Annotated in this window: 21 protein-coding genes; 17 read left to right on the top strand and 4 right to left on the bottom strand. The window is 68.4% G+C overall.

Features of this window, described 5'->3' with window-relative positions; all coding sequences use genetic code 11:
* Window position 1: 1 nt before the first annotated feature.
* The 4 genes from VA613_RS04090 to VA613_RS04105 all read right to left on the bottom strand — a co-directional run bounded on the left by VA613_RS04090 (window position 2) and on the right by VA613_RS04105 (window position 4,157).
* On the bottom strand, window positions 2-2,551 hold the full coding sequence (locus VA613_RS04090; protein ID WP_324780586.1) for a [protein-PII] uridylyltransferase: 2,550 nt from the start codon (window positions 2,549-2,551) through the stop codon (window positions 2-4).
* Entirely contained in the window at window positions 2,548-3,357 is an 810-nt protein-coding gene (gene map, locus VA613_RS04095) for a type I methionyl aminopeptidase (protein ID WP_324780587.1), read from the bottom strand. Before map ends, VA613_RS04090 begins: the two co-directional genes overlap by 4 nt.
* Window positions 3,358-3,497: 140 nt before the next feature.
* On the bottom strand, window positions 3,498-3,785 hold the full coding sequence (locus tag VA613_RS04100; protein WP_324780588.1) for a hypothetical protein: 288 nt from the start codon (window positions 3,783-3,785) through the stop codon (window positions 3,498-3,500).
* A 24-nt stretch (window positions 3,786-3,809) separates the two neighbouring features.
* Window positions 3,810-4,157 (bottom strand): hypothetical protein, encoded by a 348-nt coding sequence (locus VA613_RS04105; RefSeq protein WP_324780589.1) that lies wholly within the window; start codon window positions 4,155-4,157, stop codon window positions 3,810-3,812.
* 299 nt (window positions 4,158-4,456) lie between these two features.
* Between VA613_RS04105 and VA613_RS04110 the strand changes: the two genes are divergently transcribed.
* The 17 genes from VA613_RS04110 (at window position 4,457) to rnhB (ending at window position 20,650) form a co-directional block, all read left to right on the top strand.
* Window positions 4,457-5,173 (top strand): response regulator, encoded by a 717-nt coding sequence (locus VA613_RS04110; RefSeq protein WP_324780590.1) that lies wholly within the window; start codon window positions 4,457-4,459, stop codon window positions 5,171-5,173.
* The gene (locus VA613_RS04115) at window positions 5,170-6,498 is read left to right on the top strand and encodes an ATP-binding protein (protein WP_324780591.1); all 1,329 of its coding nucleotides are present in this window, start codon (window positions 5,170-5,172) and stop codon (window positions 6,496-6,498) included. The genes VA613_RS04110 and VA613_RS04115 overlap by 4 nt, the downstream gene beginning before the upstream one ends.
* Window positions 6,499-6,646: 148 nt before the next feature.
* Window positions 6,647-7,390, top strand: a complete 744-nt coding sequence (gene rpsB, locus VA613_RS04120) for a 30S ribosomal protein S2 (protein ID WP_324780592.1) — start codon at window positions 6,647-6,649, stop codon at window positions 7,388-7,390.
* Between the two features lie 111 nt (window positions 7,391-7,501).
* Window positions 7,502-8,374 carry a translation elongation factor Ts gene (tsf, locus tag VA613_RS04125; RefSeq protein WP_324780593.1) on the top strand — a complete coding sequence of 291 codons (873 nt, stop codon included), beginning with the start codon at window positions 7,502-7,504 and terminating at the stop codon, window positions 8,372-8,374.
* A 5-nt stretch (window positions 8,375-8,379) separates the two neighbouring features.
* Window positions 8,380-9,093, top strand: a complete 714-nt coding sequence (gene pyrH, locus VA613_RS04130; protein ID WP_324780594.1) for a UMP kinase — start codon at window positions 8,380-8,382, stop codon at window positions 9,091-9,093.
* A 10-nt stretch (window positions 9,094-9,103) separates the two neighbouring features.
* Window positions 9,104-9,673 (top strand): ribosome recycling factor, encoded by a 570-nt coding sequence (gene frr, locus VA613_RS04135; protein WP_324780595.1) that lies wholly within the window; start codon window positions 9,104-9,106, stop codon window positions 9,671-9,673.
* A 23-nt stretch (window positions 9,674-9,696) separates the two neighbouring features.
* Window positions 9,697-10,443 (top strand): polyprenyl diphosphate synthase, encoded by a 747-nt coding sequence (gene uppS, locus VA613_RS04140; RefSeq protein ID WP_324780596.1) that lies wholly within the window; start codon window positions 9,697-9,699, stop codon window positions 10,441-10,443.
* A 22-nt stretch (window positions 10,444-10,465) separates the two neighbouring features.
* A complete protein-coding gene (locus VA613_RS04145) occupies window positions 10,466-11,269 on the top strand; it encodes a phosphatidate cytidylyltransferase (RefSeq protein WP_324780597.1) in 804 nt (267 codons plus the stop codon).
* On the top strand, window positions 11,266-12,447 hold the full coding sequence (gene ispC / locus VA613_RS04150; RefSeq protein WP_324780598.1) for a 1-deoxy-D-xylulose-5-phosphate reductoisomerase: 1,182 nt from the start codon (window positions 11,266-11,268) through the stop codon (window positions 12,445-12,447). The genes VA613_RS04145 and ispC overlap by 4 nt, the downstream gene beginning before the upstream one ends.
* A complete protein-coding gene (gene rseP / locus VA613_RS04155) occupies window positions 12,444-13,796 on the top strand; it encodes an RIP metalloprotease RseP (RefSeq protein WP_324780599.1) in 1,353 nt (450 codons plus the stop codon). The genes ispC and rseP overlap by 4 nt, the downstream gene beginning before the upstream one ends.
* A gap of 8 nt (window positions 13,797-13,804) precedes the next feature.
* Window positions 13,805-16,111, top strand: coding sequence for an outer membrane protein assembly factor BamA (gene bamA / locus VA613_RS04160; RefSeq protein ID WP_324780600.1), 2,307 nt, complete (start codon window positions 13,805-13,807; stop codon window positions 16,109-16,111).
* 24 nt (window positions 16,112-16,135) lie between these two features.
* Window positions 16,136-16,639 carry an OmpH family outer membrane protein gene (locus VA613_RS04165; protein WP_324780601.1) on the top strand — a complete coding sequence of 168 codons (504 nt, stop codon included), beginning with the start codon at window positions 16,136-16,138 and terminating at the stop codon, window positions 16,637-16,639.
* 25 nt (window positions 16,640-16,664) lie between these two features.
* Window positions 16,665-17,696, top strand: coding sequence for a UDP-3-O-(3-hydroxymyristoyl)glucosamine N-acyltransferase (gene lpxD, locus VA613_RS04170; RefSeq protein WP_324780602.1), 1,032 nt, complete (start codon window positions 16,665-16,667; stop codon window positions 17,694-17,696).
* Entirely contained in the window at window positions 17,693-18,133 is a 441-nt protein-coding gene (gene fabZ / locus VA613_RS04175) for a 3-hydroxyacyl-ACP dehydratase FabZ (protein WP_324780603.1), read from the top strand. The genes lpxD and fabZ overlap by 4 nt, the downstream gene beginning before the upstream one ends.
* Before the next feature lie 2 nt (window positions 18,134-18,135).
* Complete coding sequence (gene lpxA, locus VA613_RS04180; protein WP_324780604.1) at window positions 18,136-18,912, top strand: acyl-ACP--UDP-N-acetylglucosamine O-acyltransferase; 777 nt, start codon at window positions 18,136-18,138, stop codon at window positions 18,910-18,912.
* Window positions 18,909-20,039 (top strand): lipid-A-disaccharide synthase, encoded by a 1,131-nt coding sequence (lpxB, locus tag VA613_RS04185; RefSeq protein WP_324780605.1) that lies wholly within the window; start codon window positions 18,909-18,911, stop codon window positions 20,037-20,039. Before lpxA ends, lpxB begins: the two co-directional genes overlap by 4 nt.
* Window positions 20,039-20,650, top strand: a complete 612-nt coding sequence (gene rnhB / locus VA613_RS04190; RefSeq protein WP_324780606.1) for a ribonuclease HII — start codon at window positions 20,039-20,041, stop codon at window positions 20,648-20,650. The genes lpxB and rnhB overlap by 1 nt, the downstream gene beginning before the upstream one ends.
* Window positions 20,651-20,664 lie beyond the last annotated feature (14 nt).

The raw sequence follows: 20,664 nt of genomic DNA on the forward strand, positions 1-20,664 counted from the left end.
TTCATTCCAGCGCTTCCCGGATTTCCGCTTCCAGCGCCTCGCGTTCCGCTGCCGCCTGCAGGCGCGCTCCGCGGATCAGGAAGGTGTCCTCGACGCGCTCGCCGAGCGTGTCGATCTTCGCGGCATAGACGCTGACCCCATGGCGCATCAGCACGTCGGCCACGGCGAACAGCAGGCCGCCGCGGTCCGCGCAGGTGATCGACAACTGGTAGCCCTTGCCCTGCGCGTCGGCGTCCAGCTGCACCGTCGTCGGATAGGGATGATGGCGCTGGTGGCGCGACAGGCGGCCGCGCGGAACCGGCTGCAGCGGGCGCGCCGGCTCGAGGTCGCGCGCCAGCTCGTGCTCGACGAAGCTGAGGAAGTCGCGGTAATGAATGCCGCGATGCACCAGGTCCATGACCTGGAAGCTGTCGAGCGCATAGCCGTTGCCGGTCGTGTGGATCTTCGCCTCGAGAATCGTGTAGCGGATGCGGGCGAAGAAGCCGCAGATGCGCGCGAAGATGTCGGGACGGTCGGGCGCGTAGACCAGCACCTGGATCCCCTCGCCCGCCGGTGACAGCCGCGCCCGCACCACGGCGTCGCGGCCGTCGGTGCGGCGCCACAGCATGCGCGCCTGCCAGGCCATGTCGCGGGCATCGAAACGGATGAAATAGCGCTCGTCGAGATGCCGCCACAGCGCGTCGGCGGCGTCGGCCGGCAGGCCATAGAGGGCGAGGTTGATCCGGGCCTCGTCCTGCTTGGCGGCGATGTCGGATCGCGCCGCTTCGCCGCCGGCCAGACAGGCGCGTGCGGCGTGGTAGAGGTCTTCCAGCAGCTTGCCCTTCCAGGCGTTCCAGACCGTGGGGCTGGTGCCGCGGATGTCGGCGACGGTCAGCAGGTAGAGCGCGTCGAGCCGGCGCGCGTCGCCGACCCGCGCGGCGAAGGCGGCGATTACCTCGGGGTCGCTGATGTCCTCCTTCTGCGAGGTCCGCGACATCACCAGGTGCATCTCCACCAGCCACGCGACCAGCGCGCTGTCCGCCTTGTCGAGCCCGTGCCGGCGACAGAAGCGGCGTGCGTCAGCGGCGCCGAGTTCCGAATGGTCGCCGCCGCGGCCCTTGGCGATGTCGTGGAACAGCGCGGCGAGATACAGCAGCTCGGGCTTGTCGAATGCGGTGATGAGCCGGCTGGCGAGCGGGAATTCGTGGGCCAGTTCGGGGACCGTGAAGCGCCGCACGTTGCGCAGCACGGTGAGGATGTGCTCGTCGACCGTGTAGACGTGGAAGAGATCGTGCTGCATCTGCCCGACGATCCGTCCGAACGCCGGAATGTAGCGTCCGAGCAGGCCGTAGCGGTGCATCGCGCGCAGCGCCCGGGTGACGCCGGCCGGCTGGCGCAGCAGCGTCATGAACAGGCCGTGGTGCAGCGGGTTGGCGCGAAAGGCCGCATCGATGCGGGTGCTGCCGCGCCACAGCGCACGCAGCGTCGCCGGCTCGAAACCGGCGATCCCCGGGTGACGGGCGTACACGATGAACGCGCGCAGGAGCGCGTCGGGCTTGCGCTCGAACAGGTCCGCGGCGCGTGCCTCGAGCAGGTTGGCGCGCAGCTGGAAATCGGCGTCGATCGGCTGCGGCGGCGCGGCGACCGGAAACAGGCGCACGCGCAGCGACTGGATCAGGATGTCGTTGACGCGCTGGATCAGCTTGGCCGCCCGGTAATAGCCCTGCATCAGGCGTTCGCCCGGGCGGCGGTGGGGCGTCGCGGCGAGCCCGAGGCAGGCGGCGAGCTCGGTCTGATAGTCGAAGGCGAGGCGATCCTCGCGGCGTCCTGCCAGCAGGTGCAGGCGGATGCGCAGGGCCGACAGCGCGCGCTCCTCGCGGGCGATGCGGCGTGCCTCGGCGTGGGTGAGCAGGCCGGCGCGCGCGACGCCGCTCCAGCCGCCCTGGATGCCGCAGGCCTGCGCCAGCCAGTGGACCGTGTGCAGGTCGCGCAGACCGCCCGGGCTGTCCTTGAGGTTGGGCTCGAGCTTGTAGGCGCTGTCGTCGAAGCGCGCGTGGCGGGCCTGCTGCTCGGCGAGCTTGCCGTCGAAGAAGCGCTGCGCGTCGAAACGCGCCTGGAAGCGGCGACCGAAGGTGTCGAACAGGTCGAGTGCGCCCCACACCGGACGCGCTTCCAGCAGATTGGTCTCGACGGTCAGGTCGGCATCGGCCTCGGCGAGGCAGGCTTCGACGGTGCGCACGCTGTGGCCGATTTCCAGCCCGATGTCCCAGCAGGCCTGCACCCAGCGTTCGAGGGCGGCCTGCTCGTCGGGCGCCGGTTCGTGCGGCAGCAGCAGCAGCACGTCGACGTCGGAGCCGGGAAACAGCTCGCCGCGGCCGTAGCCGCCCACCGCCGCCAGGCAGGCGTGCGACGGCAGGCCAACGCGTCGCGACAGTTCGACGAGCACGTCGTCGACCAGCGCCGCGTGGCGGGTCAGATAGCGGGTGGCGTGTCTGTCGAGGAAAGCCGCCGCGAGGGCGGCGCGGCCGGACTTGAGCCGCTCGCGCAGGTCGGCGAACGGCGGGGCGCTCACGCCGCGTGGCGAATGCGGTCGGGGACGGCGGGCGTGCCGGCCGACACCGTCAGCACCTCGTAGCCGCTGTCGGTGACCAGCACGGTGTGCTCCCATTGCGCCGACAGGCTGCGGTCCTTGGTGACGATGGTCCAGCCGTCGGGCAACTGGCGGATGTCGCGCTTGCCGGCATTGACCATTGGCTCGATCGTGAAGGTCATGCCGGGCTCCAGCATGAGGCCGGTGCCGGGCTTGCCGTAGTGCAGCACCTGGGGATCCTCGTGGAAATTGCGGCCGATGCCGTGGCCGCAGAATTCGCGCACGATGCTGTATCCGTGATTCTCGGCGAAGCGCTGGATGGCGTGGCCGATGTCGCCGAGGCGCACGCCGGGCTTGACGTGGTCGATGCCGACCCACATCGCCTCATAGGTCACCTGAATCAGGCGCTTGGCCTGGATCGACGCCTCGCCGACGGCGAACATGCGGCTGGTGTCGCCGTGCCAGCCGTCCTTGATGACGGTGATGTCGAGGTTCACGATGTCGCCGTTCTTCAGCACCTTTTCGCCAGGCACGCCGTGACACACCTGGTTGTTGACCGAGGTGCAGATCGACTTCGGATACGGGACGTGGCCGTTCGGCGCGTAGTTGAGCGGGGCGGGGACGGTGCCCTGCACGTTCACCATGTATTCGTGGCAGAGGCGGTCGAGCTCGCCGGTGGTGACGCCGGGCTTGACGAAGGGGGTGATGTAGTCGAGCACTTCCGAGGCGAGGCGGCCCGCGACGCGCATGCCCTCGATTTCGGCGCCGGTTTTGATCGTGACGGTCATGTAGAGGCTGGGCGGGGAAACTAAAGCCGCATTCTAGCGCCGCCGCCCACGCCCGAAAAACCTTTTTCCCAGTGCGGCAAAAAGAACGGGATGCCTCGGGGCATCCCGTCCGTGCCACCGATGAGGCGCGATGTGCGGGTTCAGCGTCCGGGCGCGGATGCCCCTTCGCTGCGGGTCTGCTCGCGGGTTTCGGTGCGGATCTGCTCGCGGTTCTGGTTGCGCTGCGCGTCGCCCGCGTGTCCGGCGTCGCGCGTCTGCAGGCGTTTCTCGTCGCGGCTCTGGGTACGCGTTTCTTGCGGCTGCACGGCGCCGCTCATGGCGCCGTTGCCCATGCCCATGCCCATGCCCATGCCACCGCGTGCGTGGGCCGTGCCGCTGGCAAGCCCGGCCGCGAACAGAACCAGGGGGAGAAGTTTCAGTGCTTTCATCATTACACTCCTTGTCGATTGAAGTCAGCGCCCATGCCGCCCCGCGCCGCCGCCTGCACCGCCGCCTGCCGCTGCCGCCCCGCCGCCTGGCGCGGCGCCGCCGATCTCCATCTGGCGAAGCTCGTAGCCCGCGCCGTAGCGCAGGTGGGCCGGGGCGTTGCCGGGAAGCGGGGCGGGCGCGCGCAGGTTGCGCTGCACGGGGTCGGCGGCTGCATTGCCGCCCGGCGACGCAACGACGTCGGGGGGCAGGGACAGGTTCAGCGGGTGTGCCTGCGTGGCCTTCCCGTGGGCCTGGCGCGCCTCCGCCCAGCCCGGGGAGGCCAGGGCAAGGACCGAAGGAAGCAGGACCAGATTCAGGCGCGTCAGACTCATGTGCAGCTCGGTTGCGAAGGGGGCCGCGGGATTGCGGCCGATGTGCAGTATCGGCCGGGGATGTCACGGCCCCGTGTCGTGGCGGTGGCGCTCGGTGTCAGTGTGTGTCTGTTTGTGACAGGCGGGCGGCGATGCCCCTCTTCTGGAGTAGGATGAACGGCGTTCGGTTCGTCGGCCGCGCCACGGTGCGGGTGCGCCGCATCCCTCCGGAATATACGCGTGAACTCCACTGTCCGTCTGAATTTGCCCTCAACGCAGCCCCCCCAGCGCGCCGTGCGCCCGTCCGGACGAGGCGGCGCGTGACGGACAACGCTACCGCACGCGTCCTGGTGGTGGACGACGATCCCGGCCTGCGCAGCCTGCTCGAAGCCTATCTCGGCGACAGCGGCTTCGTCGTCGAGACCGCGCCGGATGGCGCCGCGATGTGGCAGCTCCTGCAGCACGGCATGCCCGACGCCATCGTGCTCGACCTGATGATGCCCGGCGAGGACGGCCTGACGCTGGCACGCCGCCTGCGCAGCGCGTCCAACGTGCCGATCCTCATGTTGTCGGCGCGCGGCGAGGAGGTCGACCGCGTGGTCGGGCTCGAAATGGGGGCCGACGACTACCTTGCCAAGCCCTTCAGTCCGCGGGAACTGCTTGCCCGCCTGCGCGCGCTGCTGCGGCGCAGCCAGGGCCCGCCCGAGGCGCTTCCGCAGCCCGGCATGCCCGTTTTCGGTCCCTTCCGCCTGGACCTCGCCTCGCATCGCCTGACCCGCGACGGCGCCGAGGTGAAGCTCTCGGGGGCCGAGTTCGCGCTGCTGCGCATCCTGGTCGAGCATCCCTTGCGCGTGCTGTCGCGCGACGTGCTGATCGACATGCTGAAGGGCTACGAGCGCGATCCCTTCGACCGCAGCGTCGATACGCGCGTCACCCGCCTGCGCCGCAAGATCGAGCCGAACCCCGGCGAGCCGGTCTACATCCGCACCGTGCGCGGCGAGGGCTACCTCTTCAATCCGCGCGGCGGCGAGGCGTGAGGCTGTCGTCGCGCCTGAGCCTCACGCAGCAGAATGCGCTGCTGCTGGTGGTGTTCTTCGTCGTGTTCGAGGCCCTGGTGGCCGCGGCGATCACCTATTTCCTGATGCTGCCGATGGCGCGCCGCTCGGCCGCCGACCTGGCCGGCCTGATGACGCTGTCGGCGCAGACCTGGAGCGAGTTGCCGCCCGTCACGCGTCCGGCCTTCGAATACGAACTGGCGCGTTCGCACGCGCTGGCGCTGCGCGCCGAGCCGCCGCGCGATCCGGCGCCGCCCTCCTGGCGGGAACCTTATCTGCGCTTCCTGGTGGCGTCGCTGAACGCGCGCACAGGGGGGCCGGTCGCCACCTCGCGCGAGGAAATCCGCGGCGAAGAGTGGTTCTGGGCTTCGCTGCCGGCAGGCGACGGCCGGCTTTCGGTCGGTTTTCCGCATGAGCGCATCGGCCCGCGGCCGATCCATGCGTTGCTCGCCTCGCTTGCCGCCAGCGTCGTGATGACGCTGCTCGCCGCATGGTGGCTCGCGCGCCGCGCCCTGCGGCCGCTCGAACGCCTGCAGCAGGCGGTGACCTCGCTCGGTCAGGGGCAGACGCCGGAGCGCCTGCCGGAGACCGGACCGCGCGAGATCGCGATCCTGAGCCGCCGCTTCAACGAAATGGCGAAGCAGGTCGAAGACCTGCTCGCTGCGCGCACCGTGCTGCTGGCGGGCGTGTCGCACGACCTGCGCACGCCGCTGGCGAGGCTGCGCCTCGCGGTCGAGATGCTGGTGAAGAAGCCGGGCGCGGAACTCGCGGCCCAGGTGGAGGGCGACATCGAGGCGATGGATCGCCTGATTGCCGACGTGCTGACGCTGGCGCGCGGCTTCGGCCACGAGCCGGCGCGGCACGTGGCACTGCCGGAGCTGCTGGCGGAACTGGTGGCGGCGACGCCGGGCGCGCGCGAGCGTGTCCGGATCGAGACCGCCGATCTGGCATTTGACGCCCCGGCCGGCGCCTTGCGCCGCATCCTCGGCAATCTGCTGGAAAACGCCCTGCGCTACGGCGACGGGCAGCCCGTGACCGTGCATGCCGAGGCCTCGGCCAACGGCATTCGCATCGGCATCCTCGACCGCGGCCCCGGCATCCCGGCGGCCGAGCGCGAGGCCGTATTCCGCCCGTTCTACCGGCTCGAGGGCTCGCGCAGCGCGAGCACCGGCGGCTCGGGCCTCGGCCTGGCGATCGTGCGCCAGCTGGCGGCCGCGCAGGGCTGGGAGGTCGGCCTGGAGGCGCGCCCCGGCGGCGGCCTGGCGGCGTGGCTGCGGATTCCCCTGCGGCCCGCCGGGGCGCCTTGAAATCAGGCCCTGTTCGAATTAGAATTGCCGGCTGTCCGAAATGGTTCGGACAAATTCGCACACCTGTCGTTAAAGGGTGGTCGCGGGGGCGGACAAGCCTTCCTTGCGGCTGCTGACGGGTGGAGGCTCAACCCTTTAGGAGATTCAAATGTCCGTCACCATGCGTCAAATGCTGGAGGCCGGTGTCCATTTCGGCCACCAGACCCGCTTCTGGAACCCCAAGATGGCTCCGTTCATCTTCGGCCATCGCAACAAGATCCACATCGTCAACCTGGAAAAGTCGCTGCCGATGTTCCAGGAGGCGCAGAAATTCGTGCGCCAGCTCGCCGCCAACAAGGGTACCGTGCTGTTCGTCGGCACCAAGCGTGCTGCGCGTGACATCGTGCGCGAGGAAGCCCAGCGCGCCGGCGTGCCCTTCGTCGACAACCGCTGGCTCGGCGGCATGCTGACCAACTACAAGACCGTCAAGCAGTCGATCAAGCGTCTGAACGACCTCGAGGCGCAGATCGCCGAACCCGGCCGCCTGTCGAAGAAGGAAATCCTCACCGTCCAGCGCGAAGTCGACAAGCTCAACCGCAGCCTCGGCGGTATCCGCGAAATGGGCGGCCTGCCCGACGCGCTGTTCATCATCGACGTCGGCTACCAGAAGGGCGCCGTGGTCGAGGCCAAGAAGCTGGGCATCCCGGTGATCGGCGTCGTCGACACCAACAACAGCCCCGACGGCGTGGACTATGTGATCCCCGGCAATGACGACTCCGCCCGCGCGATCCGCCTGTACGCCCGCGGCATGGCTGACGCCGTGCTCGAGGGCCGCGCCCAGGTGATCAGCGAGATCGTCGGCGGCGAGGAATTCGTCGAGGTGGAAGAAGAAGGCGGCGTCGCCGCCGAATAAGCGCGCAGCGCCGTGACAGCGCCGGGTGTGACGCCCAGCGAACGGATATGAGGAGGGGCATCGGCCCCTCTTTCTGTATTGGCTGAATTTAATCTGGGATAGGAGTACGAAATGGCTGAAATCACTGCAAGCATGGTCAAGGATCTGCGCGAGAAGACCGACGCGCCGATGATGGACTGCAAGAAGGCGCTGACCGAGGCGGGCGGCGACATGCAGAAGGCCGAGGAAATCCTGCGCGTGCGCTTCGGCAACAAGGCCGCCAAGAGCGCCGGCCGCGTGGCGGCCGAAGGCATCGTCACCATCGCGATTGCCGCCGACGGCAAGTCCGCCGCCATGGTCGAAGTGAACTGCGAGACCGATTTCGTGGCCAAGAACGACGACTTCATGGCGCTCTCCAATGCGCTCGCCGACATGGTGCTCAACCAGAACCCGGCCGACGTCGCCGCGCTGTCCGCGCTGCCCTACAAGGGCACTACCGTGGAAGCCTTCCGTACCGAGCTGGTCGGCAAGATCGGCGAGAACATGTCGGTGCGCCGCTTCTCGCGCCTCGCCGCCCAGGGCAAGTTCGCCAGCTACATCCACGGCGGCAAGATCGGCGTGCTGGTCGACGTGACGGGCGACGAAGGCGTGGCAAAGGACATCGCGATGCACATCGCCGCCGCCAAGCCGAAGTCGCTCGACGCCTCCGGCGTGTCGCAGGAACTCATCGATACCGAACGCCGCGTCGCGATCGAGAAGGCCAAGGAGGCCGGCAAGCCCGAAGCGATGCTGGAGAAGATCGCCGAAGGCACCGTGCAGAAGTTCCTCAAGGAAGTCACCCTGCTGTCGCAGCCCTTCGTCAAGGATGACAAGCAGACCGTCGAGCAGGTGCTGAAGTCGAAGGGCTCGCAGTGCCACGGCTTCATGATGTACGTGGTGGGCGAGGGCATCGAGAAGAAGGTGTCGGACTTCGCCGCCGAAGTCGCCGCGGCCGCCAAGGTCTGATCCGCATGGCGCCGGTCCGACGCATCCTGCTGAAGCTGTCCGGCGAGGCCCTGATGGGGCCGGACGCCTTCGGCTACCATGCCGACACCCTGGCCGGTTTCGTCGCCCAGATCCGCGAAGTGACGGAGCTCGGGGTGCAGGTCGGCATCGTCGTCGGCGGCGGCAACCTGTTTCGGGGTGCCACCGGGGCGCTGTCGGGGATGAATCGCGCGACCGCCGACTCGATGGGCATGCTGGCGACGGTGATGAACGCGCTGGCGCTGAAGGATGCGCTGGTGCAGGCGGGGGTGCCGGCGCGGGTGCAAACCGCGGTCGCCATCGCCCACGTCGGCGAGGGCTTCGAGCGCGACGCCGCGGTGCGGGAACTCGAGGCCGGCAACGTCGTCATTTTCGGCGGCGGTACCGGCAATCCGTTCTTCACCACCGATACGGCCGCCGCGCTGCGTGCGGCCGAGATTGGCGCCGGACTGCTGCTGAAGGCGACCAAGGTCGACGGCGTCTACACCGCCGATCCGAAGAAGGACCCGAGTGCCAAGCGCTACGAGGCGCTCTCGTTCGACGAAGCGATCGCGAGGAACCTGGGCGTGCTCGACACCGCCGCCTTCGCCCTGTGCCGCGAACAGAACCTGTCGCTCGTCGTGTTCAACGTCTTCAAGCCCGGTGCGCTCAAGCGCGTCGTGATGGGCGAGGACGAGGGCACGCGGGTCAGCAACCATTGAGGAGTTGAGCATGGCTGAAACCACCATCGCCGAAGTCAAGCAGTCTGCCCAGCAGAAGATGGGCAAGACGCTGGACGCCCTGAAGAACGACCTCGCCAAGGTACGCACCGGCCGGGCGCACGCCGGCATCCTCGATCACGTGATGGTCGATTACTACGGCAACCCGACGCCGGTGCCGCAGGTCGCGAACGTCTCGCTGGTCGACAGCCGCACCCTCGGCGTGCAGCCGTATGAAAAGAACATGGTCGGCAAGATCGAGAAGGCGATCCGCGATTCCGACCTCGGCCTCAATCCGGCCGCGCACGGCGACGTCATCCGCGTGCCGATGCCGGCGCTGACCGAGGAGCGCCGCAAGGACCTGATCAAGGTCGTGCGCAACGAGGCCGAAGGGGCGCGCGTCGCGGTGCGCAACATCCGCCGCGACGCCAACGGCGCGCTGAAGGACATGGTCAAGGCCAAGACCGCGACCGAGGACGAGGAGCGCCGCACCCAGGACGAGGTGCAGAAGCTGACCGACAGGTTCATCGGCGAGATCGACAAGATGCTGGCCGACAAGGAAAAGGACCTGCTCGCCGTCTGAGCGGTCCGGCGAGCGTATCCGGCGTGTCTATCCGCACGAAGCAGGCGAAGCCGGCCGGCACCGAGGTGCCGCGGCACATCGCCATCATCATGGACGGCAACGGTCGTTGGGCGAAGCGCCGCTTCATGCCGCGCGTCGCCGGGCACCGCAAGGGGGTCGAGGCGTTGCGCGGGGTGATCCGCGCGTGCGCCGAGCGTGGCATCACCCATCTCACCGTGTTCGCGTTCAGTTCGGAAAACTGGCGCCGTCCGCAGGAGGAGGTGACGCTGCTGATGGAACTCTTCATGCGCGCGCTGGAGAACGAGGTCGCGAAGCTGCACGAAAACGGCATCCGCTTCCGCGTGATCGGGGATCTGTCGGGCTTTTCGGAGCGCATCCAGAACCTGATTCGGGACGCCGAGGCGCTGACGCGCGACAACACCCGCCTCACCTTCACCGTCGCGGCCAATTACGGCGGCCGCTGGGACATCGTGCAGGCGGTGAAGAAGCTGATGCTCTCCGGAGCGTCGCCCGGGTCGATCAACGAGGCGACGCTGGCCGAGCAGCTCAGCATGGCGGGCGAACCCGAACCGGATCTGTTCATTCGCACGGGGGGCGAGCAGCGCATCAGCAATTTCCTGCTGTGGCAGCTGACCTACACCGAACTCTATTTCACCGAGGCCTTGTGGCCCGATTTCGACGCGGCGGCGCTGGATAATGCGATCGCCTCCTACCGCACCCGCGAGCGCCGCTTCGGCCGCACCAGCGAGCAGGTGCAGGCGGCGTCGTGAGCGTTTCCGGTTCCCTCTGTCCATGACGCCGCTTCTTCGACGGATCAGCACGGCCCTGCTGCTGCTCGCGGTCTTCGTGCCGGCCGTGCTGTGGGCGCCGGCCTGGCTGTGGGCGGCGCTGATGGCGGCGGTGGTCGGCATGGCGGCGCACGAGTGGGCGAAGCTGAGCCATTTCCCGCCGGTGACGGCGACGGTCTACGCCGCGCTGCTGCCGCTGTGCGCGCTCGCGCTGCCGTTTGCGCTGGCGGCGGACTGGCCGCTGTTCCAGCGGTCGCTGATCGTGCTGGCGGTCGCTTTCTGGCTGCTCGTCGCGCCGCTCTGGCTGCTCGGCCGCTGGCAGGCGACGCATCCCTTCGTCCGCGCGCTGACCGGCGTCATGGTGCTGCTGCCCACCTGGGCGGCGCTGCTCTACCTGCAGGCACGCGGCCCCGCCGTGCTGCTCGGCGTGATGGCGGTGGTCTGGATTGCCGATACGGCCGCCTATTTCTCCGGGCGCCATTTCGGGCGACACAAGCTGGCGCCGCATATCAGCCCGGGCAAGACCTGGGAAGGCGTGGCCGGTGCGGCGGCCGCGCTCGCGCTCTACGCCATCGGCCTGAGCGTCGCGGCAGGACTGTCCCTCGTGCCCGTCATGCTGATCGTCGGCGGCCTGCTCTATCTGTCGGTGCTCGGCGATCTCTTCGAATCCTGGATCAAGCGGGTATCCGGCATGAAGGACAGCGGCGGCACGCTGCCGGGGCACGGCGGCGTGCTCGACCGCATCGACGCGCTGACGTCGACCCTGCCGATCGCCGCCGGCGTGCTGATGTGGCTGGAGCGGGCATGACGCCGCGCACGCTGACCATCCTCGGCGCCACCGGCACGATCGGCGTCAACACCCTCGACGTCGTGGCGCGCCATCCCGGGCGATTCCGGGTGTTCGCACTGACCGGGGCGACCCAGGTCGAGCGCATGCTCGAGCAGTGCCGCATGCATCGCCCGCGCTTCGCCGTGATGAGCGAGCCGGCCGCCGCTGCGGAATTGCGCGTTCGCGTGGGCGCTGCCGGGCTGGCGGTCGAGGTGCTCGAAGGGGCCGCCGCGCTGACCGAGGTGGCGACCGCGCCCGAGGTCGATACCGTGATGGCCGCGATCGTCGGTGCGGCGGGCCTTCCCGCCACGCTCGCCGCCGCGCAGGCCGGCAAGCGCATCCTGCTCGCCAACAAGGAAACCCTGGTCGTCTCCGGCCAGCTGTTCATGGACGCCGTCGCCGCCAGCGGCGCCGAGCTGCTGCCGATCGATTCGGAGCACAACGCGATCTTCCAGGCGCTGCCGCGCGACTTCGACGGCGACTTCCAGCGCGCCGGGATCAACGCATTGTGGCTCACGGCCTCGGGCGGACCGTTCCGCACCCTGTCGGCCGAGGCGATCGCCGCCGCCACCCCGGCACAGGCGGTCGCCCATCCCAACTGGGTGATGGGGAAGAAGATCTCGGTCGATTCCGCGAGCCTCATGAACAAGGGACTGGAGGTGATCGAGGCGCGCTGGCTGTTCAATGCACGCCCGGAGCAGATCAAGGTCGTGGTGCATCCGCAGAGCATCGTCCATTCGATGGTCGAATACGCCGACGGCTCGGTGATCGCGCAGATGGGCACCCCCGACATGCGCACGCCGATCGCCTACGCGCTCGGCTTCCCGGAGCGCATCGACGCCGGCGTATCGGCGCTCGAGCTGATGGGCAGGCAGCTCACCTTCGAGGCACCCGACACCGCGCGCTTTCCCTGCCTGCAGCTCGCGTTCGACGCCTTGGCCGCCGGCGGCAACGCCGCCGCCGTGCTGAATGCCGCCAACGAAGTCGCGGTCGCGCGCTTCCTCGACGGCGCCGCGTCCTTCGGCGCCATTGCGGCCAGCATCGCCCACGCGCTCGACGTGGTCGCGGGCGGCGCGGCCGCCACGCTCGACGACCTGCTCGAAGCGGACCGCCGCGCGCGCCGCGTGGCGGGCGAATACCTCGCGGGGCGTGCGTGAGCGTGCTGCACACGGTCGTCTGGTTCCTCGTCGCCATCGGCATCCTGGTGGTGGCGCACGAATTCGGGCATTACCTCGCCGCGCGCCTGGCCGGCGTGAAGGTGTTGCGCTTCTCGCTCGGTTTCGGCCGGCCGGTGTTCAGCCGTCGCCTCGGTCGCGACCGCACGGAGTGGGCCGTCGCCGCGCTGCCTTTCGGCGGCTACGTGAAGATGCTCGACGAGCGCGAGGGCGAGGTGCCCCCGGCGGAGGCGCATCGCAGCTTCAACCGCGCGAGCGTCTGGCGCCGCATCGGCATCGTCGTCGCAGGCCCCGTCGCCAATTTCCTGCTGGCCGTCGTGCTTTACTGGGCGCTCTTCCTGCACGGCATGCCGGCGATGAAGCCGCTCATCGGCGAGCCACCCGCCGGCAGTCCGGCGGCGCGCGCGGGGCTCGTCGCGGGCGACGAAATCCGGCGCGTCGATGGCGCCGACACGCCCTCGTTCCAGGATCTGCGTCTGGAACTGCTGCGCGCCGGCGTGGCGGGCGATGCGCTCACGCTGGAGCTCGCCGACGGGCGCCGCGTCCGGCTCGACGCGCCGCCGCTGGCGTCCGAGAATCTGGAACGGGACACGCTGCGCCCGCTGGGGATCGTTCCCTACACGCCGCAGATCGATCCGGTCATCGGCGAGGTGCTGCCCGACGGGGCGGCGGCGCGCGCCGGATTCAGGCGCGGCGACCGCCTCATCGCAGCTGACGGGGCGTTCGTGCCGGACTGGCAGGCGTGGGTCACGGTGGTGCGCGCCCACCCCTCGAAGCCCATGCGCATCGCCTACGAGCGCGACGGACAGCGGGGCGAATTGACCGTCGTGCCCGACACCGTCGAGGAAAAGGGCCAGCGCGTCGGCAAGATCGGCGCCGGCCCCGAGGTCGACGAAGCGATGATGGCGGGCCTCCCGACCGAAGTGCGCTACGGCCCCGTCGAGGCGCTCGTGCGCGGCGCCCAGAAGACCTGGGAGATGAGCGCATTCACGCTGGAGATGATGGGGCGGATGGTGATCGGCCAGATCTCCTGGCGCAACCTCTCGGGACCGCTCACCATCGCCGATTACGCGGGGCAGAGCGCGACCCTGGGATGGATCAGCTTCGTCGGCTTTCTCGCACTCGTCAGCGTGAGCCTGGGCGTGCTCAACCTGCTCCCGGTGCCGCTGTTGGACGGCGGACACCTCATGTATTATGTCGCCGAAGCTCTGACTGGCCGCCCCGTGTCGGAGCGCGCGATGGAAATCGGCAGCCGGATCGGCATGGCGCTGCTGCTGCTGCTCATGTCGTTTGCCCTGTTCAATGATCTGCAACGCCTGCTAGGCGGATGATAAGAACCATGACCCTGAACCGTTTGACGCTCGCCCTTGCCGCCGTCTTCGCCGCGCAGCCGGTGTTCGCTGCAGAGCCCTTCGTCGTCAAGGACATCCGGGTCGAGGGCATCCAGCGCACCGAGGCGGGCACGGTGTTCAGCTATCTCCCGGTCAAGGTCGGCGACACCATGACCGACGAGAAGACCGAGGCGGCGATCAAGGCGCTCTACGCCACCGGCTTTTTCAAGGATGTGCGGCTCGAGGCCCGCGACGGCGTGCTGATCGTCTCGGTCGCGGAGCGACCGTCGATCGCCAAGATCACGCTCAACGGCATCAAGGAATTCTCCCAGGACGACCTGAAAAAGGGCCTCAAGGAAACCGGTCTCGCCGAGGGCCGCGTGCTCGACCGCTCGCTGCTGGACAAGGCCGAGCAGGAACTGCGGCGGCAGTATTTCAACCGCGGCAAGTATGCGGTCCAGATCACGTCGACCCTCACGCCGCTGGAGCGCAACCGGGTCGCGGTGCAGTTCGACGTGGTCGAAGGCAAGAGCGCGAAGATCCGGCAGATCAACGTCGTCGGTAACCATGCGTTCAAGGAAAAGCAACTGCTGAAGGAGTTCAAGTCGACCACGCCCGGCTGGCTGACCTGGTACACGAAGACCGATCAGTATTCGAAGTCGCGCCTGGCCGGGGACATCGAGGCGCTGCGCTCGTTCTATCTCAACCGCGGCTACCTGGAATTCAACGTCGATTCCACGCAGGTGGAAATTTCACCCGACAAGCAGGACATCTACATCACGGTCAACGTCACCGAGGGGCCGCAATACAAGGTGTCGGACGTGAAGCTGGCGGGCCAGACCCTGGTGCCGGAAGCCGAGCTGAAGAAGCTCATCACGATCAAGCAGGGCGAGGTGTTCGCGCGCGACCGTCTCACCGAGACCACCAAGAAGATCGGCGACCGCCTCGGCAACGACGGCTACGCGTTCGCCAACGTCAATGCCGTGCCCGATCTCGACAAGGAGAAGCACACGGTCGCCTTCACCCTGTTCGTCGATCCGGGCCGCCGCGTCTACGTCCAGCGCGTCAACGTGACCGGCAACACCAAGACCCGCGACGAGGTCGTGCGCCGCGAAGTGCGCCAGATGGAAGGGGCCTATTACGACGCGGACAAGATCAACCTGTCGCGCGACCGGCTGAACCGACTGGGCTACTTCAACGAGGTGAACATCGAGACGCCCGCCGTCGAGGGCACCACCGACCAGGTCGATGTCAACATCAACGTCACCGAGAAGTCCACCGGCAGCGTGATGCTCGGCGCCGGCTTCTCGTCGTCCGAGGGACTCGTGCTGTCGGGTTCGATCTCGCAAAGCAACGTGTTCGGTACCGGCAACCGGCTGTCGGCGCAGATCAACTCGGGCAGCGTCAACAAGGTCTACGCGCTCTCGTACACGAACCCGTACTACACCATCGACGGGATCAGCCTCGGCTACGACGTGTATCGCCGCGACGTCGACGCGACCGCGCTCAACTCCGTCAGCCCCTACAAGACCTCGACCTACGGGGCGGGCGTGCGCTTCGGCCTGCCGGTCAGCGAGCGCGACTTCCTCTCGCTCGGCCTGACCTACGAGCAGACCTCGATCACGCTGACGAGCGCGAGCCCCTGGCCTTACCAGAACTTCTGCGGCAACGCCGTCGGATGCGACAACGACACGGTGCGCCTCGATACGGGCTGGTCGCGCGATACGCGCGACAGCTACCTGTTCCCCACCAAGGGCCTCCTGCAGCGCGTGGCGGCCGAAATCGGCACCCCGGCGGGCAGCCTGCAGTACTACAAGCTGACCTTCCAGCACCAGCAATACTTCCCGCTCAGCAAGCGCTTCACGCTGATGCTGAACGGCGAGGTCGGCTACGGGGAGGGCTACGGCAACAACACGAACCTGCCGTTCTACAAGAATTTCTACGCCGGCGGCAGCAGCTCGGTTCGCGGCTTCCGCAACGGCACGCTCGGGCCCAAGGACATCAACGGCGACGCACTCGGCGGCAACGAGCGCATCGTCGGTAACGCCGAGCTCTTCTTCCCGCTGCCGGGCGTCAAGGACGAGCAGTCGCTGCGCATGTCGGCGTTCTTCGATGCGGGTGCGACGTTCGGGCCGTTCGACGTGAATGGCCAATACGGGACCTTTGCCATCGGCGACCTGCGCTATTCGGCGGGCCTTGCGATCCTCTGGGTGTCGCCGCTCGGGCCGCTCAAGTTCAGCCTGGCCGAACCGCTCGCGAAGAAGTCGGGCGACAAGACCGAGATGTTTCAATTTACCCTGGGTACCGTGTTCTGACGGTAGGCCGTTACTGGAGTATTCATGATGACGTTCAAGCAGCTTGCAGTTCCCGTGATCCTCGCCGCGGCGTTCCTGGCGGCCCCCGTCCTGGCTGACACCAAGATCGGCTTCGTCAACACCGAACGGCTGCTGCGCGAGGCGCCGGTCTCGGTCGCGGCGCAGAAGAAGCTCGAGCGCGAATTCGCGGGGCGCGACCAGGAACTGCAGAAGATGGCGAAGCAGGCGCGCGACCTGCAGGCGCAGCTCGACAAGGACGGCGTGACCATGTCGGACAGCGAGCGCAAGTCGAAGGAGACCGCGCTGGCGAACCTCAACCGCGAACTGCAGCGCCAGGGCCGCGAGTTCCGCGAGGACCTGAACCTGCGCCGCAACGAAGAGCTCGGCGTGATCCAGGACAAGGCCCGCAAGGCGATCCAGGACATCGCCAAGGCCGAGAAATTCGACATCATCATCGAGCAGGCCGTCTACGTCGATCCCAAGAGCGACATCACCGACCGGGTGATGAAGGCCTTGGGCGGCAAGTAAGGTCGGCGCGGAAGCCAACCGTCCGATGGCCTCGACGCTGGCCGACCTGGCCGCGCGTTTTGGCGGGGAGTTGCTGGGCGACGGCAAGGTCGTGATTCGGCAGGTGGCGCCGCTCGAGCGTGCGCAGCCCGACGAGATCGGCTTCGTCTCGCAAGCCAGGTATCTGGCGCAGTTGGCGCACACGCGCGCCGCGGCAGTGATCCTGCCGCCGGACGCGCGCGACGCCACCGGCCTGCCGCGCATCCTGACGCCCAACCCGTATCTGTATTTCGCGCGCGTATCGGCGCTGCTGAATCCGCCCGCGCGGCCGCCGGCCGGCATCCATCCCGCGGCGACCGTGGCGCCCGATGCGGTGATCGCGGACGACGCCAGCATCGGCGCGGGTGCGGTGATCGGCAGTGGCGCGGCGATCGGCGCGCGCACCGTGATCGGTCCGAACTGCGTGGTGGGCGATCACGCCCGTATCGGCGCCGACTGCCTGCTGCACGCCAACGTCACCGTGTACCACCGCTGCGAGGTCGGCGCGCGGGCGATCCTCCACTCGGGATGCGTCATCGGCGCGGACGGCTTCGGCTTCGCGCCGAACGCGGGCGCGTGGGAAAAGATCCCGCAGATCGGACGCGTGCTGATCGGCGACGACGTCGAGGTCGGCGCGTGCACCACCATCGACCGCGGCGCGCTCGAGGACACGGTGATCGAGGCGGGCGTCAAGCTCGACAACCTGATCCAGGTCGCCCACAACGTCTCGATCGGCGCGCATACCGCGATCGCGGCCTGCACCGGCATCGCCGGCAGCGCGAAGATCGGGCGCCACTGCACGATCGGCGGCGCCGCGATGATCTTCGGCCACATCGAGATCGCCGATGGCACGCGCATCTCGACGAATACGCTGATCACCAAGTCGCTGCCCAGGGCGGGGACCTACACCTCGGCGTTGCCGTTTTCCGAGCACGAGGTCTGGCAGAAGAACGCGGTCCACATGCGCAACCTCGACAAGCTGGTGACCCGCGTCAAGGACCTGGAAAAGAAACTGAAAGAACTGGAATCGAAATCATGATCATGGACATCGAGCAGGTGATGCAGTATCTGCCGCACCGCTATCCCTTCCTGCTGATCGACAAGGTGATCGAGATGGAACTCGGCAAGTCCATCACCGCGATCAAGAACGTCACCATCAACGAGCCCTTCTTCAACGGCCACTTTCCCGGCGCGCCCGTGATGCCCGGCGTCCTGATCCTCGAGGCGATGGCGCAGGCGGCCGGCATCCTGTCGTTCAAGACCAAGAACTACACGCCCGAGCAGGTCGGCATCATCTACTTCGCCGGAATCGACGGCGCGCGCTTCAAGAAGCCGGTCAAGCCCGGCGACCAGCTGGTGCTCAAGGCCGAGATCGTGCGCGAGATGCGCGGCATCTGGAAATACACCGGGCGCGCCGAGGTCGACGGGGCGCTGGTCGCGGAAGCCGAGCTGATGGCGACCCTGCGCGACAAGTGACCATGGCACGGATCCACCCTACTGCGCTGGTCGCGACGGGCGCACGGCTGGCCGATGACGTCGAGATCGGCCCCTACAGCATCATCGGCGAGCACGTCGAGATCGGGGCCGGCACCACGGTGGGCGCCCATGCGGTCATTACGGGCCATACCACGATCGGCGCACGCAACCGCATCTTCCATTTCGTCTCGCTCGGCGAGGCGCCACAGGACAAGAAATACGCCGGCGAGCCGACGCGGCTGGAAATCGGCGACGACAACGTCATCCGCGAGTTCTGCACGTTCAACACGGGCACCGTGCAGGATCGCGGCGTCACCACGATCGGCAGCCACAACTGGATCATGGCCTACGTCCACATCGCGCACGACTGCGTGGTGGGCGATCGCACGATCTTTGCCAACAACGCCTCGCTGGCGGGGCATGCAGAAGTCGGCGACTGGGCGATCCTCGGCGGCTTCACGGGCGTGCACCAGTTCTGCAAGGTCGGCGCCCACGTCATGACCGGCATTTCCAGCGTGGTGTTCAAGGACATCCCGCCCTTCGTCATGGCGTCCGGCCAGCCCGCCGCGCCGCACGGTCTCAACAACGAAGGCCTCAGGCGGCGCGGATTTTCTGCCGAAGCGCTGGCGGCGCTGAAGCGCGCCTACAAGATCCTCTACCGCGAGGGCAACACGCTCGCCGAGGCGCAGGCCAGGCTCGCCCCCGAGGCGGAGCAGCACGCCGAGGTGCGGCAGCTGCTCGATTTCCTCGGGCGTGCCGAGCGCGGCATCATCCGGTGATCGACCTCGGAGTCGTTGCCGGCGAAGCGTCGGGCGATCTCCTCGGGGCGCATTTCGTCCAGGCGCTGAAACAGGGCCATCCGGAACTTCGGGCCGCCGGCATCGCCGGCCCGCGCCTTGTCGAGACCGGCGTCCGCGCCATCTATCCGAGCGACAAGCTGGCGGTCAACGGCTACGTCGAGGTGCTGCGCCACCTGCCCGAGCTGCTGTGGATCCGCTCGCGCATCGGCCGCTATTTCCTGCGCGAGCGGCCGCGCGTCTTCGTCGGCATCGACGCGCCGGATTTCAATTTCACGCTGGAGGCAAGGCTCAAGGCGGGCGACATCCCCACCGTGCATTTCGTCAGCCCGTCGATCTGGGCGTGGCGTCCCGAGCGCATCCACCGCATCCGGCAGGCGGTCTCGCACATGCTGGTGGTGTTTCCGTTCGAGGAAGCGATCTATCGCGACGCCGGCATTCCGGTCACCTATGTCGGCCACCCGCTTGCCGATGCGATTCCGCTCGAGCCGGACGTCGCGGGCGCCCGCGCGGCGCTGGGGGTGGCTGGCGGCCCGGTCGTCGCGCTGCTGCCGGGCAGCCGGCTGTCCGAAGTCGAACGGCATGCGCGCCTGATGCTCGATGCCGCGCGCCTCGTCCACGCGCGCTATCCCGATGCCCAATTCGTCCTGCCCGCGGCGAGCGAAGCGGCGGCTCGCCTCGTCGATCAGGCCCGGCGCGCGCTCGAGCTGCCGCTTCGGGTGCTGGCGGGACAATCGCACGCGGCGCTGGCTGCCTGCGACGTCGCGCTGGTCGCGTCCGGGACGGCCACGCTGGAGACCGCCCTGTTCAAGAAGCCGATGGTCATCACCTACCGCGTGCCCGCGCTCACCGCGCACCTGATGCGCAAGAAGGCGCTGCTGCCGTGGATCGGGCTGCCGAACATCCTGACGCACGAGTTCATCGTGCCGGAGCGGGTGCAGGAAGCCGCGACGCCGCAGAACCTCGCGGACGACGCGCTGGCCTGGCTCGACGACGCGACGCGCCGCGAGGCCGTCGCCGCGCGCTTCCGGGCCCTGCACGAATCGCTGCGCCGGGATGCCGGTCGCCGCATCGCCGAAGCGCTCGAACCCTATCTGGAGGCTGCGTGATGGCACGCCCATCCGTCGTACTCGAGGTCGGCCCGCTCGGCCTGTGCGGCGTCGACGAAGCCGGCCGCGGGCCGCTGGCCGGCCCGGTGATGGCGGCGGCCGTGATGCTCGACCCGGCGCGGCCGATCGACGGCCTGCGCGATTCGAAGAAGCTCTCCGCCGCAGCGCGCGAGCGGCTCGCCGACCTCATCCGCGAGCGGGCCGCCGCCTGGTGCGTCGCCGAGGCGAGCGTCGCCGAGATCGACGCGATGAACATCCTCAATGCGACGATGCTGGCGATGCAGCGCGCGGTCGCCGGTCTCGGGCGCGCGCCGGACGAGGTGCTCGTCGACGGCAATCGCTGCCCCAAGTGGGCGTGGCGGTCGCAGGCGGTGGTGAAGGGGGACGACAGGGTTGCGGCCATCGCCGCTGCCTCGATCCTCGCCAAGACCGCGCGCGACGCCTTCATGGGGCGCCTGCACGAGGCCTATCCCGTCTACGGCTTCGCGCAGCACATGGGCTACGGCACCGCCGTGCATCTCGACGCGTTGAAGGCGCACGGGGCGTGCCCGCAGCATCGCCGGAGCTTCGCGCCGGTGAAGCAGGTGCTCGACCAGGCTGTCCTGTTCTGAATCCGTCCTGAAAG

Source organism: Thiobacillus sp. SCUT-2 (assembly GCF_035621355.1).
GTDB lineage: Bacteria > Pseudomonadota > Gammaproteobacteria > Burkholderiales > Thiobacillaceae > Thiobacillus > Thiobacillus sedimenti.

What these genes read in the sequence shown, in the direction of transcription:
- map (WP_324780587.1), bottom strand. Translation starts at nt 3,357, where the DNA reads ATGACCGTCACGATCAAAACCGGCGCCGAAATCGAGGGCATGCGCGTC.
- VA613_RS04100 (WP_324780588.1), bottom strand. Translation starts at nt 3,785, where the DNA reads ATGAAAGCACTGAAACTTCTCCCCCTGGTTCTGTTCGCGGCCGGGCTT.
- VA613_RS04105 (WP_324780589.1), bottom strand. Translation starts at nt 4,157, where the DNA reads ATGAGTCTGACGCGCCTGAATCTGGTCCTGCTTCCTTCGGTCCTTGCC.
- rpsB (WP_324780592.1), top strand. Translation starts at nt 6,647, where the DNA reads ATGTCCGTCACCATGCGTCAAATGCTGGAGGCCGGTGTCCATTTCGGC.
- tsf (WP_324780593.1), top strand. Translation starts at nt 7,502, where the DNA reads ATGGCTGAAATCACTGCAAGCATGGTCAAGGATCTGCGCGAGAAGACC.
- pyrH (WP_324780594.1), top strand. Translation starts at nt 8,380, where the DNA reads ATGGCGCCGGTCCGACGCATCCTGCTGAAGCTGTCCGGCGAGGCCCTG.
- frr (WP_324780595.1), top strand. Translation starts at nt 9,104, where the DNA reads ATGGCTGAAACCACCATCGCCGAAGTCAAGCAGTCTGCCCAGCAGAAG.
- VA613_RS04145 (WP_324780597.1), top strand. Translation starts at nt 10,466, where the DNA reads ATGACGCCGCTTCTTCGACGGATCAGCACGGCCCTGCTGCTGCTCGCG.
- ispC (WP_324780598.1), top strand. Translation starts at nt 11,266, where the DNA reads ATGACGCCGCGCACGCTGACCATCCTCGGCGCCACCGGCACGATCGGC.
- bamA (WP_324780600.1), top strand. Translation starts at nt 13,805, where the DNA reads ATGACCCTGAACCGTTTGACGCTCGCCCTTGCCGCCGTCTTCGCCGCG.
- VA613_RS04165 (WP_324780601.1), top strand. Translation starts at nt 16,136, where the DNA reads ATGATGACGTTCAAGCAGCTTGCAGTTCCCGTGATCCTCGCCGCGGCG.
- lpxD (WP_324780602.1), top strand. Translation starts at nt 16,665, where the DNA reads ATGGCCTCGACGCTGGCCGACCTGGCCGCGCGTTTTGGCGGGGAGTTG.
- fabZ (WP_324780603.1), top strand. Translation starts at nt 17,693, where the DNA reads ATGATCATGGACATCGAGCAGGTGATGCAGTATCTGCCGCACCGCTAT.
- lpxA (WP_324780604.1), top strand. Translation starts at nt 18,136, where the DNA reads ATGGCACGGATCCACCCTACTGCGCTGGTCGCGACGGGCGCACGGCTG.
- rnhB (WP_324780606.1), top strand. Translation starts at nt 20,039, where the DNA reads ATGGCACGCCCATCCGTCGTACTCGAGGTCGGCCCGCTCGGCCTGTGC.